Origin of the sequence: Paraferrimonas sedimenticola (assembly GCF_002282855.1) — a bacterium.
In the GTDB taxonomy this organism is placed as follows: domain Bacteria; phylum Pseudomonadota; class Gammaproteobacteria; order Enterobacterales; family Shewanellaceae; genus Paraferrimonas; species Paraferrimonas sedimenticola.
In genome coordinates, this window is the sequence record NZ_NRIR01000008.1 from 96,473 (window position 1) to 113,160 (window position 16,688).

The 16,688-nt window shown below is 49.5% G+C and carries 15 protein-coding genes; 7 read left to right on the top strand and 8 right to left on the bottom strand.

What is annotated here, in order from left to right:
* Positions 1-22 precede the first annotated feature (22 nt).
* From CLC93_RS17760 to CLC93_RS14320, 4 genes are all read left to right on the top strand, one after another.
* The gene (locus CLC93_RS17760; protein WP_169903047.1) at positions 23-190 is read left to right on the top strand and encodes a hypothetical protein; all 168 of its coding nucleotides are present in this window, start codon (positions 23-25) and stop codon (positions 188-190) included.
* Positions 191-303: 113 nt separating this feature from the next.
* On the top strand, positions 304-924 hold the full coding sequence (locus tag CLC93_RS14310) for a hypothetical protein (RefSeq protein WP_095506669.1): 621 nt from the start codon (positions 304-306) through the stop codon (positions 922-924).
* A 195-nt stretch (positions 925-1,119) separates the two neighbouring features.
* Positions 1,120-1,575 carry a terminase small subunit gene (locus tag CLC93_RS14315; RefSeq protein ID WP_095506670.1) on the top strand — a complete coding sequence of 152 codons (456 nt, stop codon included), beginning with the start codon at positions 1,120-1,122 and terminating at the stop codon, positions 1,573-1,575.
* The gene (locus tag CLC93_RS14320; protein WP_095506671.1) at positions 1,559-2,812 is read left to right on the top strand and encodes a phage terminase large subunit family protein; all 1,254 of its coding nucleotides are present in this window, start codon (positions 1,559-1,561) and stop codon (positions 2,810-2,812) included. The genes CLC93_RS14315 and CLC93_RS14320 overlap by 17 nt, the downstream gene beginning before the upstream one ends.
* Before the next feature lie 487 nt (positions 2,813-3,299).
* On the opposite strand, the gene CLC93_RS14325 is transcribed toward CLC93_RS14320, so the two are convergent.
* The 6 genes from CLC93_RS14325 to CLC93_RS14350 form a co-directional block, all read right to left on the bottom strand.
* Positions 3,300-5,501, bottom strand: a complete 2,202-nt coding sequence (locus CLC93_RS14325; RefSeq protein WP_095506672.1) for a S8 family peptidase — start codon at positions 5,499-5,501, stop codon at positions 3,300-3,302.
* Positions 5,502-5,526: 25 nt separating this feature from the next.
* Complete coding sequence (locus CLC93_RS14330) at positions 5,527-6,636, bottom strand: AAA family ATPase (protein ID WP_095506673.1); 1,110 nt, start codon at positions 6,634-6,636, stop codon at positions 5,527-5,529.
* 351 nt (positions 6,637-6,987) lie between these two features.
* Positions 6,988-7,674 (bottom strand): response regulator, encoded by a 687-nt coding sequence (locus CLC93_RS14335; RefSeq protein WP_095506674.1) that lies wholly within the window; start codon positions 7,672-7,674, stop codon positions 6,988-6,990.
* Between the two features lie 14 nt (positions 7,675-7,688).
* Positions 7,689-9,179, bottom strand: a complete 1,491-nt coding sequence (locus tag CLC93_RS14340) for an ATP-binding protein (protein ID WP_095506675.1) — start codon at positions 9,177-9,179, stop codon at positions 7,689-7,691.
* Between the two features lie 124 nt (positions 9,180-9,303).
* On the bottom strand, positions 9,304-10,608 hold the full coding sequence (locus CLC93_RS14345) for an Lcl C-terminal domain-containing protein (protein ID WP_095506676.1): 1,305 nt from the start codon (positions 10,606-10,608) through the stop codon (positions 9,304-9,306).
* A gap of 102 nt (positions 10,609-10,710) precedes the next feature.
* Entirely contained in the window at positions 10,711-11,580 is an 870-nt protein-coding gene (locus CLC93_RS14350) for a LysR family transcriptional regulator (protein ID WP_095506677.1), read from the bottom strand.
* Between the two features lie 137 nt (positions 11,581-11,717).
* Here CLC93_RS14350 and CLC93_RS14355 point away from each other — a divergent pair, with 137 nt between their 5' ends.
* The gene (locus tag CLC93_RS14355) at positions 11,718-12,977 is read left to right on the top strand and encodes a serine hydrolase domain-containing protein (RefSeq protein ID WP_095506678.1); all 1,260 of its coding nucleotides are present in this window, start codon (positions 11,718-11,720) and stop codon (positions 12,975-12,977) included.
* Positions 12,978-13,050: 73 nt separating this feature from the next.
* Here the strand turns inward: CLC93_RS14355 and CLC93_RS14360 are convergent, their stop codons facing one another.
* Entirely contained in the window at positions 13,051-13,941 is an 891-nt protein-coding gene (locus CLC93_RS14360) for a LysR substrate-binding domain-containing protein (RefSeq protein ID WP_095506764.1), read from the bottom strand.
* A gap of 154 nt (positions 13,942-14,095) precedes the next feature.
* Here CLC93_RS14360 and focA point away from each other — a divergent pair, with 154 nt between their 5' ends.
* Together focA and CLC93_RS14370 are read left to right on the top strand one after the other, a co-directional pair.
* Positions 14,096-14,998, top strand: coding sequence for a formate transporter FocA (gene focA / locus CLC93_RS14365; protein ID WP_095506679.1), 903 nt, complete (start codon positions 14,096-14,098; stop codon positions 14,996-14,998).
* Between the two features lie 174 nt (positions 14,999-15,172).
* Positions 15,173-15,802: a chromophore lyase CpcT/CpeT gene (locus CLC93_RS14370; protein ID WP_095506680.1), complete on the top strand. Its 630-nt coding sequence runs from the start codon at positions 15,173-15,175 to the stop codon at positions 15,800-15,802.
* Between the two features lie 29 nt (positions 15,803-15,831).
* Here the strand turns inward: CLC93_RS14370 and CLC93_RS14375 are convergent, their stop codons facing one another.
* Positions 15,832-16,686: a DUF7281 domain-containing protein gene (locus CLC93_RS14375; protein ID WP_095506681.1), complete on the bottom strand. Its 855-nt coding sequence runs from the start codon at positions 16,684-16,686 to the stop codon at positions 15,832-15,834.
* Positions 16,687-16,688: the final 2 nt, after the last annotated feature.

Below are 16,688 nucleotides of genomic sequence, written 5' to 3' on the forward strand. Positions count from 1 at the left end.
AAAGCCCCAAGGAGCGCTAAAAATGGAAACCAAACAGACTAAAGAAACGTTCTACATTGCCCGCGTTGGCACAACTACCGACTGGGAATATGGAACCTTTAAGAACGGCACTTACACCCCTGTTAAGCGTGTAGGGAGCTACCAAGAAGCGTTAGCACTGGCAGAAGCCAGGGAAAAACAAACCGATTAACTACGTAGCCTTTGCCCGCCCTAAAAAGCGGGCTTTTTTTGACCTAAAACACTGTATAGATATCCAGTATTGATGATATAATAGACAGTGCAATCAGTAACTTGGAGTTAACCATGACAAAACAACGCTTTAGACACACAGCCGGACTAACTTGGGGTGAGCATCTAGTGGGTAAGGCTTCGCCAATAATGCAGATCGCCGCCGAGGGAGTAGACGCAACTCTCGACCAGGTTGAAGCGCTAATGAACGACCAAACCCGCAGCCGAGCGGAAAAGTCGCCAATGCTTATCAAACTTCGTGATGATGCGCTAAAGCGCTTAACCAGCAACTACGAAAGCTACAGCCATCAGCGCAAAACAGAAATGGACAGCCTAGACAATGAGTACGACCGCCAGTTCGACACGCTGATGAACCGTACTGATGCCATGCTGACCTATCAGGCAGTGCGAGACCTAGAAACTGGCGAAGTTAAGCCGGAAACAATGGCAGACGCTAGCGTGCTGGAAGCGCTAACCAAGCTCAGCCCAGTAATTACTGGAGTTAATCCTGAACGCCTCGACGGCGCAAAAATGCTTTACACCAGAAATAACAACCCAGAGCTGGCCGAAAGACTCGAAACCACTTACGCGCAACACGGAAACGCCGAAGGCAGCTTTGGAATGATGCGCAAAGCGATTAGTGATGTGGCCAACGAAGTAGACGTGGCAGCATTGGAAACCCGCGTGGAAATTTAGGTGCCGAACGTCAGTCGGACGATAAGCGACAGCCTGTGGATGCCTCCAGCTCGCGACAGGCACTAACATTGCGAGGTGATTTATGTTCGTACCAACCATGCCAGGAAAGAAGAAGCGCAAACGCATTATTTTTCCAGTGAATAAAAAGACCATTCCCGTTCAGGAACCCACCAAGAAAGAGTAAGCGAGGCTGATATGAAACAGTGTGATGAACGAGAGCTTCTATTTGTCGAAGCCTACGTAAACAACAACGGCAAAGCAGCACCCGCCGCCATCGTTGCAGGCTGGAAAGAATCTTACGCTAGACGGTTTGGCCCTGACATTGCCCAGCGCCCACACGTTGCCGCAGCTATCAATCAAAAGCGCTTGGAAGTGTTGAACGATGCCAAGTCACCGCTCGAATGGAAGCTCAGAATATTAAAGCAAGTGGCCGAGAACGGCGCACGACTGGGTGAGGACGGCACGATGGACAACCCGCGAATGGTGATTCAAGCCGTTGAAGCTATGTCGCGCCTCGATGGTGATATGTCACGGGGTAATGTTGATCCAGCCGAAAGCATTATGTTGCCGCCGGCTTTCGAGATTAAGCGAGTACCACAGGAAAAAACGATAGAGCACAAAGGAGCGGTTATCGATGTCGAGAGTAGTTAGTAATCCGCAAGCCGATTTTATTGAAGACAGCACCACACCGACCCTTTTATTTTGTGCTGGCCTTGGAGCTGGCAAGACGCTAGCCAGTGAATATAAGGTAGTTAACTTTGTCTTACAGAATCAGGGAATAGACGTACTTTACGCCCTGCCCAGTTACCGACTGGTAAAAGACACCATTCAACAACGCTTACCTGCCACGCTTCGCGCTATGGGCATCAAATACAAAATGATGGTAGCCGACCAGACAATCATTGTCGGTCAAAGTCGAATCCTACTTAGAAGTTATGACTCACCAGAGACACAGCTAGTTAGCTTTGAAGTTGGCCTGTCAGTAATCGATGAATTGGACGTTCTACCGCTAGAGCAAGCCCGCAGGGTATACCAGCTTTGCGCAGCTCGAACCCGACAAGGGCAAGACCGACTGCCAAACCAGATCGCGATTGTATCGACTCCAAACCAAGGCAAAGCGGGGTTAATGTACGAGCTGAGCCTGAAAGACAACGTTCGGACAATACAGGCACCAACCGCATCAAACCCAGCAGCAACACAGCAATACATCGACCAGCTAAAGAACACCTTTACCCCTGCCCAGCTTGGTTGTTACCTATTTGGCGAGTTTACCGACCAAGTGAGAGGTTTATTGGTTTATAGTCAGTACGACCCAGAGTTAAACGATTCACGAGAGCTTGTGAAACAGGGTGATAGGCTCCACATCGGCGTAGATTTTAACGCAGGGCTTTGTTGTGGCATTGTTGGGGTTAAAAGAAACGGCCAATTGCACATAGTTGACGAGTTCCACCACGAGCGAGACGTTCAATCACTATGCCAGGCAATCATTGACCGTTACCCTCGACACCACGAAAACGGATTAATCACAGCTTACCCAGACGCATCTGGACAGAACCGCCACGCAAGCGGAAGCCAGACGATGCACAACATAATGCGCAGTGACTACGGTCTAAGCCTAAGTGTTGATACCACCAATCCAAGGATTTTGGACAGGGTGAATACGGTTAACGTAGCCTTTGAGAACGCCTCACAGGAGCGCAATCTATTCGTTAATAGGGAAACCTGCCCAGAGCTTACAAAGTGCCTTAGAAGCCAGATTTACGACTCTAAGACACTACTGCCTGACAAGCTTGGAGGCTTTGACCACGTACTAGATGGACTAGGGTATTTGGTGTATCGAGTTAAGCCGATTACGCAGCCAATATTCGAGCTAGGGATAAGGTTTTAAGGGTGTGTGACCATTTCCTGAAACTGGGTGAAACTGAACATAGAATAGAAGCTAGAGTAAAGACTCTAAACTGCCTGCCAAACACGTATCTATGCTCAGAATCGCCCGTTTCAAGCCTTTTCAATATCCAGATTTATCGTTAATATCGTGTTACATGGATAAAGGGGTAAAAATAGCGTTTTTCGGAACGAGTGGTAACACAATCGGTTACACATTTGAAAAGCCTATCAATGACACCCCTGCCAAACCCTTGTTTTAAATGGATTAATTGATTGCCACCCGTGATTCAGATCCAGAACTTGGAATAGGCTTTAACTGGAAGATGGTTATGGCAACCTCACAGAAGCTTAATTGCTTTCGTGTTGATACTCGTTCGCTCAGACTCCCGAATTACAGTCATTTGAAGGGTAAGAGAAAATAGATCAGGACACTAACTCAATTGCCGAGATGCTTCACTCTGGGCAATTGAGTCACTGCTACTAAGTCGTTAAGTTCTGATTTGAGTAGGTACAGAAACTCTTGGTTGAAGCTCCGTAAGAACCTGAGAATAGCTTTTCAATATATCGCTGAAAATTTCCTTATGCTTTGGCGCCTCTAATGTAACGACAAACGCGTACTTAATTGTCGGTGCCTTTGAACCATCAATTGCTCCTCCACCATCTCGAGCCATATAGTGGAGTTCGAAACAGGGCTCATCAAGACTACTACCGAGCTTGCTTTTGTCTGCATGTAACACTGATTCCCACTTCGCAGCATCACGTCGAAGTTCCGCTTCAGTTGCGACTTTTACCTGCTGGAAGAAACTCTCCTTTTTACCCGGCCTAGGAGACCAGCTAATCTCAACACCGGCTTTTGTATACATGGAGGTATCTTGCGGATCTACAGGGGTCGAAAAGCAGCATGTAGCTTTGATCTTGACCTTCCCATTAACCCCCGAATTAGGAATTGGGAGAGGAACGCGCAAATACTTTCCAGGCAACAATTCTCCCTGATATAAGATACGAGCAACTCCATCAGGAGATTCAATCAATTCACTTACATCATCGGGAACTTTACCCCATCCAACTTCCTTCTGGTCAAGCCCGTTGCAATGAGCGGCGTTTATCATCAGTGACTTAATCGCCAATGGTGAAACAGCATGTCCCATCAACGCTCTCACGCCAACGGCTTTTCTTAATGCGTATGGAGCTGCAAAACTAGTCCCTTGTTGAGGCACTAGAGTTGGAGAGCTATCCGCTCCTGTTACATGAAAATAATCGCTTGTAGCACCTCCAAAAGCCAGTAAGTCTGGTTTCACCCTTCCTGGGGCGCGACCTGGACCGACAGCACTGTAAGGGGCCCTTGCCCACGTGCTTGCCATCGAATCTGATGCTCCAACAGCAATCGCATTCACACAATCAGATGGTACCTGAACCCTATCTAGCTGAAGTAAGGAGTCTGCTTGCCCATTATTACCAGCCGCTACTGTCAAGAAAGTGTCGCCATCGGCTAGATAGGAATCGATTAGCGACGTCCATGCATGAATTTCATCGTCTTCTATCGATAAATCAGGCCCTAAACTCAAATTAATAAATTCATACTGCCGGGAAAGAAGAATATCTTCGATATGGTTTAGAGTACGATAAAGCTCAAACCTATCTTCCTTTGCAATGTTCTCATCTAAAACGCGGTGATGATCAACATAAGCATAAGGTCTCTCTGGTGTTGTTCCTGGCTTTATCGGGCCAAACAAGAACGCGGAAGTGACTCCAACACCATGCGGCGGACCGTCTGGATGATCTGCCGCATTGGCGTCAGAAACTCTATAATCCCTGACCCATCTTGACAAAACATTTTGCTGGGGCATCCCACCATCTAATATAGCGACGCGAACATCTTCAGCAATTGGAGGCTCAATCGGAAGATTTATTGGGCTGGGCACAGCCATCGAACGAACTACGGGAACAAAAGTCCTTAGCACAGGCATTGGCCGCACAACGCGGACAAAAGAGTATTTTGCCAAATCTCGTAACTTCGTCTCATCTCCGATCAAAGGAACAAACCAGAGGTTCGCAACGGATATAGACATTTCCTCACTCGGCTCAAAACCAAGTTTTTTCGCATAAGCCAGAAAAGAGGATTTTATGAATTCAGAAGAGCCTCCAGGTATAAGTTGTAGACCAGCTTCAAAGGCAATAGGCTCACTACCCAAGCCGGCTTTTACTTTTTGCTCGGGCGCAACACATTCAATACTCCAAACCTTATGAATATCATCAGCTCCAGGAGTATCATCACTAAAATTAGTTAGTTTCCTACCAAATTCCTGGATCTGTTGCCTCTTCCCTGCAACAAATAGGCTCGTAGTTGGTGACTCTTCGGGCTCACCTTTGCGTGTCCATCTATCAGGCCTTACCTCTGAAGCTTTACTGCCTATGGAGCGAACCCCCATCTCTCTCAAGAGGCGCTTTGGGAAGTGTCCTTTCGCGATGTAGGAAGGATGAAGAGTGACTTTAGTAACCGCATAATCACGTGGGCAAAGTTCGTCATCGTACTTTTCTAATTCTTCGGATACCGCAGTAAAATGTGGTTTAAGTCTCTTAATAGACTCTTGAACAGAATACAGAGAGCCCCCTGGAGGGTTCATTTTGGGTGGTGGCGCGAGCTCTGTAAGCTCCTCAGCTTTCCCGATCAGATAGTTCTTCTTGGTCACTTCTTAATCCTTTAACTTCATGAAGTTAGGCGGCCTTAGTTCTCTTTCGAATAGTGTCTCGACTTACTCCAAACACTTTTGAGGCTTTTTGCTGCGATAGACCATGTTCAGCTACCGAGCGAGCTGCCAATTCAATGCGCTCTGACCTAGCTAGCTCATCAATATTCGGCACTATATGGTTGACTATATTTTCTTCAAACTCTACTGGGTTGATTACTCGCAACTTACGAAGCTTATATACGATTCTTTTTATGTTGCTATAAGACGTCCCCTTCACCCCAAGAGATATAAGCTTCTCCCAGGCGGTGAAATACTTCCTATCTTTGCCAAGAAAACTAGCTACAGCTTTACTTACATTTTCCTCAGAAGGATTGCTAAATGTGATTTCTACATCGAATCTTCTCCAAAGAGCAGGATCCACCAATTCTGGGTGATTAGTTGCAGCAATCAACATACCCCCTGTCGGCCATTCCTCTAGCTCTTGAAGCATCACAGTTACTAATCTCTTTATCTCACCAACGTCCGCTTCATCGCTTCGTTTCTTGGCAATCGCATCGATTTCATCCAAAAGCAATACGCATGGGTGACTCTTTGCAAACTCAATAACAGACCTTAGATTGCTACCCGTTTTGCCAAGATAACTGCTCATAACTGCTGTCAAATCAAGCGCATAAAATGGAACATCCAACTTTGAAGCTAGCCATCTAGCTGTCATCGTTTTTCCAACGCCAGGAGGGCCTTGGAAAATAAGAGAGCTTGATGGTCTCAGCTCCAAATCCAGAAGCAACTGGGAGGAACGCCTCTCGCTAATCACTTGTTCTAAAGCTTGTTGTAAAGATTCATCCATCAAAGGCTTTTCTGAGAAAGAGTTATCACCGTAACGCTTGAGAAGCGGAAAAGAGCTGTCTTCAGAAGACTCAAACAAATTACTATCTGTCGCCTCTTTATTATTTCTCCTTAAAACACCATTTGATCTTGCAGGTTGAGTCTTCAAAAGATCTTCAAGTTTGGCTCCTAAATCCGCATCTTCTTTTCTCAGTTTTCTAACTAGCTTGGCCAGATATAGCCTAACATCTGCGTCTTTACCTGAAAGGACAAGCCTCATCAATGACACTAGTTCATCAGGTTTAATCATAATTCCATCTCACTTTCTCTGCCCCTTAGAAATCCAAGTCTTCAAGGGTGACTAGTTTTAAATTCTCCAAGACATTATAGCCACCAAACCCACTAACAAGCCACCCTTTAAAGCTAAAACTATGGCTAAAAAATAAGGCACAATAGAAAACTAGGCACCAAAGGACGTTGAGACTGTGCTTAGATTATTAACCTCTGCGCAGTTCACTAAGCTATACACTTGCCCAGAAACGGCGAGAGAGACCTCTTTGGGCGGATAATAGTCGCTATACATCGCTCTCGGCATTTAAAGAATTCAAACCTAACTGTCATCAAAAACTCTCAATCTCTAGACCTACTAGTAGACGTCAACTCATTCGATCTTGTAACCAACCCCATATATCGAGTGAATCAGCTCTTCCACACTAGCCCCAGCCAACACCTTCTTGCGTAAGTTCTTAATGTGACTATCGATAGTCCTATCGCTCACCACGCGATCATCGGTGTAAGCGCTAGTCATCAGACTATCACGAGAAAACACGCGACCAGGACGGCTCATCAGCGCCTTGAGCATACGAAACTCTACAGGTGTCAGTTCAACATCCACCCCACCGGCTAAGCACTGGTACTTATCCAAGTTCAGAGTGACATCTCGATAGCTGAGAACATTCTCGGTTTGTGTGGGCGTAACGGAAGAGGTGCGACGCAGAATACTCTTCACTCGAGCCACCACTTCTCTGGGCAAGAAAGGCTTACACACATAGTCATCGGCACCTAGCTCTAGGCCGAGTAAGCGGTCAATCTCATCCACTCGTGCGGTTAGCATCATGATAGGAAGATTGGAAAACTGGCGTACTTCGCGACAAATACTCAGGCCGTCTTTACCCGGTAGCATGAGATCCAAAATCAAGAAATCTAGCGACTCCCTTTGCACCGTTTCCACAGCATTTGTGCCCTCGAGCAGGATAGACACTTTATAGCCGTCGGCCTTGAGGTAATCGGCCAGCAGCTCAGCAATTTTTTGCTCATCTTCGACAATCAGTACGTGCTTGTTGGTCATCTTTACTCTCGTCACTAATCTTTTAACGGCAGTCTCAGCTCGATTTTCACACCACCAAGCTCAGACGGGCTAGCACTAATTTCACCGCGGTGGGCTTTGGCGATATTGCGACAGATGGCCAGTCCAAGTCCCGCACCAGCGGTGCGACGATTGCGCGACTGCTCTTGTCGATACAGAGGCTCAAAGAGTCGCTCACCCTCGACAGCGCTTATGCCGGGGGCACTGTCTTCTAGGCTAACCAGCGCATGGTTCGAGTCGCGCTTCAGCGTAATTCGAAGTCGCCCAGGCGCATCTGTGTAAGCCAGTGAGTTATTGAGCAGGTTGTCCAGTAACTGCCTTAGCCTTTGCGGATCGGCTTCTATCTCGGCCTGCTCGTCGAGCTCTGTCTCTAGGATTATGCCTTTCGACTCAGCTCTGTCTTCCAGCATACCAACGGCATCGGAAAGCGCATCGCTTAGCGACAAGCTTTGCATGTTATATCTAAGCCCACCGACCTCGGACACCGACAACTGATACAAGTCGTCTATCAAGGTTCGCAAGCGCGCCACCTCTTGTGCCATGGATTCCATTTGCTCGAGGTTCATCGGCCGTATGCCATCTTTAATGGCTTCGAGCTCACCCATTAGCACAGCGGTTGGGGTTCTGAGTTCGTGGGAGATATCGGCAAACCAGCGCTGTCGGGCACTTTGGGCTTCATCCAGTTTGAACGCTAAGTGGTTAAGATCCGCCATTAACTGGCCTAGCTCGTCTTTTCTTTCGCCACTAAGACGTACTTTATAGTCACCGCTGGACATGAGTGACACGCCCTCGGCCATGCGTTTTACTGGAGCCAACAAGCGACGCGCCACCAAATAAGACACCACAGTAGCCAGTAGTACTGACACTAGGGCAATCAACAAGCTAGTGGTGTATTGCTGGCGGGAAAACGCGGTCTCTGGCGCGGTTTCAAAATGGCGCTTGGGCGCACTGTTGAGCTCGCCGATCTTGCGATCGTTAAGAGCTATCGCCACTCGAATCGGATTGGCCTCGTTAAACTCGCGAACCCCAGCAACGTAATCCCCTTGGGCGTCGAGTAGCACGGTCGCGGCTGGAATGTTACCTGAAGCCTGCCCACGCGGCGGTCGACGAGAATCACTAGGCCCACCCATTCTATCTCTTGGCGGCGGACGACGTTCAGCGCCCCTGTCTCCACGAGTGGCAGGCGGGCGACGCGATAACTCGCGTGCTGAAGTATCATTACGCATCAAGTCGCCAAAGCGACGATTGGTCAAGCTATTCCAACTCTCACCATCGGCTTGGTATTGGCTAGCCAGTGAGCTCGCCAATCGCTCCAAGCGAGTTTGCTCAAGCGCGTTGACGTAGTCGAGAAAGCCTCGCTCAAAGCTCCATCGCGCCAAGCCCAGAGTGGCGGCGAGGACAACAGCGGTAACGCCAAGGAAAGCTAAGACCAATTTGGTGGATACTCGCATGCTCGCTCGATTGCTTGTTCTAGGTGTGGTGGACATAAACCCTTCTCCCTAGTATCACCATTTCTGACAAAGAAAAAAGTGCGCAAGCTACTGAATTTTGTAGAAAGCGCACATCAGCGAAACTCAAATACGGGCCGGCAGGGGACACCGGCCCGAAGGGTTAGTCGGCGTCGCGAACTAAGCGAACATAGTTATCAATACGAATCGCATCGCCTTGTGGCCCATGACCTTCGGGATAATCAGCGGCATCACCCACTTTTGGGTCACTGCGCTGAGCGCCTGCACCGTGCACGTCTTGCCACTCGCCGTTCATGTAACCTAGTGCTCGGCCAAAGTTCACATACACAGCATTGCCGCCATTCACTGAAGACCAGTTTTTGTGGGTGGTACTCGTCCAATAAGCGGGGTAGTCGGCTTGACCGCCCTCGTTGGTGATTTGGGTCGACTCGAACACTGGGTCTATCGCTGCACTGTCGGTGCCATCTGGGGAGCGACTGTAGTCCACCAGTGCTTGTAGTTCTTTGGCGTTAGGCACTCGCCAATCGTTATAGCCAAGGTAGTAGTCGTCGTTCATGGCCTGAGCATAAGCAAGTGCCGCCTCCCAGTTCATGCCTGTGCCGCTGTCAGCCTGCGACCACATCAAACCGGTGGATGCATCGCTAATGGTGCCATCGCCATTGTCTACTAGCTGATTGTCGCCATAGCCGGCCTCGCCACGCACATAAAGCAGATTGAAGGTTTTCGCCTGGCCGTGCAGTTCTACGCCATAGCCTTTGATGCGACCGTCGGCGAAGTTCACGCCGAACAGTAAGTCGATGCCATTAGCGCCAATGCCGTTGTAAACGCTGGTCGTGGCGTATTGAGCATCAATGATTCGCTCGCCCGCATTCTGGTCGCCATAGCCAAACCCAAAGTAGTTGGTGTCGATAAAGGGCACTAGGTCAGAGGTATCGCTACCCTCGTAACCACTTGGGTCTACGCCGCTAAAATCAATCAAGGAATACAGCTCTTTGATGGTTGGCAGACGCCAGTCGTTGTAACCTCCAGTGATGACCTCACTGGCGGCTGCGGCCGCTTGTTCATAGCCAAGTTTATCGGATGCATCGATTACACCATCACCGTTTTGATCTGGCGATTGTTGCCACATCAGCCCGGTGACATTGTCGGTGATAGTGCCATCGCCATTGTCGGTGAAGTTCGGGCCATGACCTTGATGTTGCGCATCCTGACCGAAAAACTCATAGCCAAGTACCGGGCAGTCAATCACTGACTTAGCGTTAAAGCACTCTGATTGACCTGTATCGGCAATCAGAGTCGTTGGCTCGGGTAGTGGCGCTGGGGTGCTGCTATCGCCACCATTGTCGACATCCGGTGTTTCGTCGATAGGCGTGCTGGTATCGCTGCCACAGCCGGCAGCCAATAAGCTGCACAAAGTGATAATTGCTAAGCGGTGGGTATTAGTCATCTTGAAGCCCTTTTATTATGCGCTGATGTTGATGACTAGATTAATCGGCAAAAGTGCAGACAATGTGCAGAAAGCTAGGATTAATAGGCCAGATGCGGCGAGTTAGCTCGAACGAATCGAATCCACCAGCCACTGTGCCGCCGGGCCTATGTTGGCTCCCCAAATCATATCGATGCCCCAAAACATGGCGCTTTGATGGTAGCTAAGCTTTAGTGCTACCAAGCGCTTCGATGCAATCCAGTCGGTCGCCAATTGCTTGGGCATCCAGGCAAAGCCCGCGCCGGCGAGCAGCATTTCGCGATACTGAAAAAAGCGTTCGCAAATAATTTGCTTAGAGGAAGCGTTAAGCGAGTCGTGGATCATTTCGTGCCCGCTTTGACGAGGCTTGTACAAGAGTTGGTGATAACGGCCCAAATCGGTTTGATCCAGCTCGCCGCGCTTCTTGCTCAAAGGGTGGGTCGTTGCAACAAGACACACCCATTCAATGTTGTCGATCTGCAGCCACTCTTTGCCTCTGTGTAAGCTCATCAAGTTAGGCACAATACCGACGTCTATGTCTTCGCCAATGAGGTCGTACTCTTCGGACTCAATTAGCCGCACGTTGGTATTTTCAAATTTGGCGGGCAACTGAGCCAGCAGTGAAGCGATTTTTGGATAAAGCACCATAGGATGCACAACAAAGGACACTTCATCCTCGACCCCCTGCTGAATGGATGAGGCTTTGGCTTCCATCGCTTCGATGCGCGGCATCACCTCTAGCGCCTGAAAATACAGCGATTTAGCAAAAACTGTGGGGATTGGCGGCTTTCCCGGGTGACGCTCAAACAATGGCTTGCCGAGATCGGTTTCCATGTTTTGCAGTACTTGGTTCACAGTCCACGCGGTGCAACCAAGCTGGCGAGCGGCCGCTGAAAACGAGCCCGTCTCAACGACTAAGGCTAGATACTGCAGTCTTTCAAGGGTAATTAACATGGTCTGTGCTCGAGTCGACTAACTCAAACCATTCTAACGCAGACCTACTAACCGAACCAGTAGGTGCTGCTTTTACTCGCTAGTTTAACTTGCGCTAAAGTTGCTCCAATACGTAATTCCTACGAAGGACAACTGCAATGAAAAGAACCTTGATTTCTCTTACCCTGGCGAGCCTGATGACCATGAGCGTCGCCCACGCGACACCAGCCGAAGGTAAGTCTCGTGCTGAGATGGGCGTTGACGAGTACACCTTGCTTGCACCGGATCAAAACCGCTACAGCTTTAAGAACTTGCAGGAGTTTACCAAGAGCAAATCGATTGACGCCGGTACTCGAGCGCCTCTGATGTTTGAATACGCCACCGTTCCTTCAATTGAGAATATGGAATTCACCCACAAAGGCCAGAAGATGCAGCTGCAAGACATGCTGGCAAAACACCGCGCTGACGCCTTTATCGTGCTTAAAGATGGCAAGATTGTTCACGAGCAGTACTTCGATGGTCAAACCGACCGCACCCATCACTTGATGATGTCTGTGACCAAGTCGTTCACCGGTATTCTGGGCGCCAGCTTAATTGCCGAAGGCAAACTAAAGCGCGATGCTTTGGTTTCTGAGTACGTCACCGAGTTAAAAGGCACGCCTTATGGTGACGCCACCGTAGGCCAAGTGCTGGATATGGTTAACAACGTAAACTATTCAGAAGAGTACGAAGATCCAAATGCTGACGTGTTTAAGCACATGAAAACTGTTGGCTTTATGCCAATGGAGCACGACTACCAAGGTCCGAAAACCGTTCGTGATTTCGTCTCCAAGCTAGACTCTGACGGCCCTCGCCCGCACGGCGAAGAGTTCCACTACATCTCTGCGAATACCGACGTTGTGGCTTGGATCCTAGAAAAAGCCTCTGGCATGCCGTATGAAAAGCTATTCCAAGAGCGCATTTGGAGCAAACTGGGTAACGAGCGTGACGCTTTCATCGTTGTTGACACCGTAGGTGTTCCAGTGGCTTCTGGTGGTTTAAATGCAACCGCTCGCGATTTGGCGCGTTTTGGCCAGATGCTAGCCGACCAGGGTAAAAACCTTGCGGGCGAGCAAATTCTGCCAGCTGCGGCAATCAAAGATGTAGAAGCCGGTGGCGACATTCAAGCCTTCTACAAAGGTGGCTACGGCGTTCCAGGCAAAGCCTTTGAAGGTTGGAGCTACAAGAACCAGTTCTGGCACACCAGCAACGAAAACAAGGCTTATACAGCACTTGGTATCTTTGGTCAGTGGATCTATGTTGACCCAACGGAAAACGTAGTTGTTGTGCGTCAAGCCAGCTCTCCAGCGGCGGTTACCGATGAGTGGGATGCAGAGTTCCTTTCAGCCATCGACGCTATGATTAAAAAGCTGAAGTAATCTGAGAGCTCAGCTTCATCGAAAAACCCCAAGCACAAGCTTGGGGTTTTTGTTTGGCATCAGCGCGCTTTTCTCAGCGCTGCACCTCTTGCATGGCTAGCTCAATGACTTTCTCGCGCAATAGATTGTCACCGTCTTCTGCACGCCAAATAAAGGATAGCGGCCGCTGCATATTTAACTGGTCAAAGTTGAATTCAACTAAGCGCCCGTCCGCCAACCCATGTGCCACATCCAGATATGGCAAGCAGGTCAGGTAGCTCCCTGTTTCCACCAACGCCAAAATGGTGCCCACATGGTCGTATTCGCGCCACACAGAGAGTTCACCAAGATGGCCATGCATGGCGCTGTCAAAGATCATTCGCACCCCGGAGCCTGATTCGCGCAGTACCCATTTGGCCTGTTCTAAGTCCGCGAGCGTAAGGGAAGCTTTGCCCACCAGCGGATGATTGCCACTGGCGACTATGCTCAGATGATCCTCGCACCAAAGTTGCTGGGCGATACGCACATCGTCGCAGCGCCCTTCGATAATGCCAAAATCGCACTGATAGTCGCGCACCGCGTTAATCACACTGCCGGTATTGGCCACTCGCATCTCAATGCGAACCTCAGGGTATTGTTGATCGCACGCTCGAACTAACTGAGGAAACAGATGCGATGCGGGGGTTTGGCTGACCGCAATTGACAGTTCTCCGCTGATTTTGTGCTGCTCAAACAAGCCGGTTTCAATTTGAGTAGCATCAGCCAACAATCGTTTGGCTCGTGGTCTTAACCACTCACCCCAGCTGGTCAAGCGCATGCGCTTGTTTTGTCGCTCAAACAAAGCGCGCCCTAACTGGCGCTCTAACTGGGCCAGCGCCATGCTAGTGGCCGACTGAGTCAAAGCTAGCTGCTTGGCGGCTTGGCTAACACTTTGGGTTTGTGCAATGGCGTTAAACACAGCCAGTTGTTTGAGTGTGTATCGCATAGGCTCGCTCGAGTGTTTTAGCATCAAGTTAACTGATGTGTCTTATTATAAATATCAATTTTACTTAATATAAGCCAGAGCCTACCCTTACTGGCGTTTACCCTTGCTAGACAACATCCTCGCTTCGTATTCATCTTGTTAGGACGCCTTCTTCATGGCCAGTGCTTCAGATTCTCAATTCTTCAACCCTTCACAAATGATGGCGCAAGCCGAGCAATACGCCGTAGGCAAGGCATCTAAATCGACGCGTATGATATTAGGGCTCGGCGCATTGGCCGGTTTGTTCGTCGGCCTGGGCTTTGTATTTTATATCTCGGTCACCACGGGCAGTACCGCAGGTTGGGGCATGACTCGGCTAATTGGCGGTCTTGCTTTTAGCATGGGCTTGATGCTGGTTATCGTCTGCGGTGGCGAGCTGTTCACCAGCTCTGTGCTATCAATCATCGCTCGTGCCAATCGCCAGATTTCTACCGGAAAAATGCTACGAGTGTGGGGCAAGGTCTACTTGGGTAATCTAATCGGTGCCTTGGTGCTAGTGGCGCTTATCACCGGCGGCCAGCTTTACAATCTCAATGATGGGCAGTGGGGGCTTAACGCCATGCACATCGCTCAACACAAGCTACACCACACTCCAGTACAAGCGCTGTGTTTGGGAATTTTGTGTAACTTGCTGGTTTGTTTGGCGATCTGGATGACGTTTTGCACCAGCAACATCGCCTATAAATTGATGATGATAGTCCTGCCGGTAGCTATGTTTGTCTGTGCCGGCTTTGAGCACTGCGTTGCCAACATGTTCATGGTGCCGATAGCGATTGCCATCAAGGCCACCGCGTCACCTGAGTTTTGGACCAGCATAGGCGCAACTCCAGCTGAGTTTGCCGACTTGAATCTGGCAAAGTTTGTTTTGGCCAATCTGATTCCGGTGACCATTGGCAATATCATTGGCGGCACTGTATTGGTGGGTTTGAACTTTTGGTCTATCTACCGCTTGCCTGTCGAAAAGAATCTGGCCGTATCGGTGCAAAACAGCTCCCAACAGCCTCAGTCGCCGGCTTAACTCATCAACTGAGGTCGACGCGAGCAAATCTCAGGCGTCGACTCTGAGTCCTCTCAATACTCAAGTCACTCGTTTCCTTTTAGGGTGTTAGCTGTGCAGTCGCTGACACCACGGGTTTTTCTTGGCATACTGGCGCTCAAATAACCCATCGACATTCGATTCAAGGACGATGACATGAAGTATTGCCTGGCCCTGCTGGCACTGTTTGTAAGCCTTTCCACCTCTGCCCACTCTGTCTCCAAAGACCGCTTGAAAACCCTAGCTCATTGGATGGAAGGCCACTTCACCTCCGAGGCACAAGCACAACAAGACCAAGACTTTTTCAATATTCACCTGAATATGAAAACCGTGTGGCCATCCGAGAAAGACTACTGGTTGTACGTAGAGCAAGCCGCAGCGTCTTCGCTAGAACGCCCCTATCGCCAGCGCGTGTATCGCCTTGAGCGCCTAAGCGACAACCAATTTGTCAGCCACGTGTATACTCTGGACGACCCACTAAAATACGCCGGCGATCACCAAAAGCTACTGCCATTGGCCAAGCTTAAATCCACAGATGTAGTGTTAAAGCCTGGCTGTGAAGTCTATCTAACTTGGAATGAAGCCACACAAGCTTTTGAAGGTGGCACCAAGGGTAAGAACTGCTTTAGTAAGCTTCGCGGTGCGGCCTACGCCGTATCAGAGGTGACAGTGACCGAGAAGGGCATCGTCAGTTGGGATCGCGGTTACAACGAAGCTGATGAGCAGGTATGGGGAGCGGTGAAAGCAGGCTATGTGTTTGATCGTCTGCAGACCCATAGCCACTAATCGCTTATCAAGCGTTTGTATCCAACGCTCTATTCGAACGCCTTAGGCAAGAGTATTAACTGGGAGCCATGCATTAGCATGGCTTCTTGGGTGATGGCCAAACGCTGAGTGAGCACTTGGTCTACTGCACTTTGCCAGGCGCTATTAGCGATGCGACTCAGGCGTTGTCGCGCAGTCGCTTGTTTATCGTAAGCCGCTTGCTTGGAGTAGGCTTGCAACTCATCGAGACAAGCCGGCCACAAAATGGCGTTTAATCTCGGCGTATCCAGCGCCATACAAAGTCCCGAAGGATCCGCATCGTAGTAACCCACGACCTGCGTGTCCTGATGCAGCATTGCCAAAAAGCGCTTGGTACCCGCCCAAAAACCATCGCCTTTGTAGAGAATGATGGCATCGCCAAGCGTTGAGGGCAGTTGCTTGGCCTCTATGGCATCAAACGCCTCTAGGTTTTCAACCATCACCACCTGCTGAATTTGAGCAAAATCCAATGACCCCAAATCAATTCGGTGCGTCACGCCTTCTTTCGCCTTTTCGCTAAGCCCCGCTTCGGTTAGAGCTCGGCCCAAGGTCTTTAACAACACCTTGGTTTGATTGGGCGACAAGTCGGCCTGCTTCTCATCGGCGGTGATCGCGACTTGTTGGATTCGAGTCGTTGGCTGTGCATCCGCTAACAGCGGCTGATAGCCCTCTAGCTTTGCCAGAGTGGCGAATAAGCGATGCTTTTCGGCGGTAGTGAAAACCAGCTGCTGACCTCGAACACGCACTAAGTCAGGATATTCTTCGATTAGGTACTGACTGAGGCGTTGTTGAATCGGCAACGAGAGTTTGGTCGGCTTTTGCTGAAAATTGGATAGCGCTTTTATTAATTGCTTAGTCAGCGCCATCG

Excerpts from the sequence above, each read along its gene's own strand:
- CLC93_RS17760 (WP_169903047.1), top strand. The coding sequence starts at position 23 with ATGGAAACCAAACAGACTAAAGAAACGTTCTACATTGCCCGCGTTGGC.
- CLC93_RS14310 (WP_095506669.1), top strand. The coding sequence starts at position 304 with ATGACAAAACAACGCTTTAGACACACAGCCGGACTAACTTGGGGTGAG.
- CLC93_RS14315 (WP_095506670.1), top strand. The coding sequence starts at position 1,120 with ATGAAACAGTGTGATGAACGAGAGCTTCTATTTGTCGAAGCCTACGTA.
- CLC93_RS14320 (WP_095506671.1), top strand. The coding sequence starts at position 1,559 with ATGTCGAGAGTAGTTAGTAATCCGCAAGCCGATTTTATTGAAGACAGC.
- CLC93_RS14330 (WP_095506673.1), bottom strand. The coding sequence starts at position 6,636 with ATGATTAAACCTGATGAACTAGTGTCATTGATGAGGCTTGTCCTTTCA.
- CLC93_RS14335 (WP_095506674.1), bottom strand. The coding sequence starts at position 7,674 with ATGACCAACAAGCACGTACTGATTGTCGAAGATGAGCAAAAAATTGCT.
- CLC93_RS14340 (WP_095506675.1), bottom strand. The coding sequence starts at position 9,179 with ATGTCCACCACACCTAGAACAAGCAATCGAGCGAGCATGCGAGTATCC.
- CLC93_RS14345 (WP_095506676.1), bottom strand. The coding sequence starts at position 10,608 with ATGACTAATACCCACCGCTTAGCAATTATCACTTTGTGCAGCTTATTG.
- CLC93_RS14350 (WP_095506677.1), bottom strand. The coding sequence starts at position 11,580 with ATGTTAATTACCCTTGAAAGACTGCAGTATCTAGCCTTAGTCGTTGAG.
- CLC93_RS14355 (WP_095506678.1), top strand. The coding sequence starts at position 11,718 with ATGAAAAGAACCTTGATTTCTCTTACCCTGGCGAGCCTGATGACCATG.
- CLC93_RS14360 (WP_095506764.1), bottom strand. The coding sequence starts at position 13,941 with ATGCGATACACACTCAAACAACTGGCTGTGTTTAACGCCATTGCACAA.
- focA (WP_095506679.1), top strand. The coding sequence starts at position 14,096 with ATGGCCAGTGCTTCAGATTCTCAATTCTTCAACCCTTCACAAATGATG.
- CLC93_RS14370 (WP_095506680.1), top strand. The coding sequence starts at position 15,173 with ATGAAGTATTGCCTGGCCCTGCTGGCACTGTTTGTAAGCCTTTCCACC.
- CLC93_RS14375 (WP_095506681.1), bottom strand. The coding sequence starts at position 16,686 with ATGGCGCTGACTAAGCAATTAATAAAAGCGCTATCCAATTTTCAGCAA.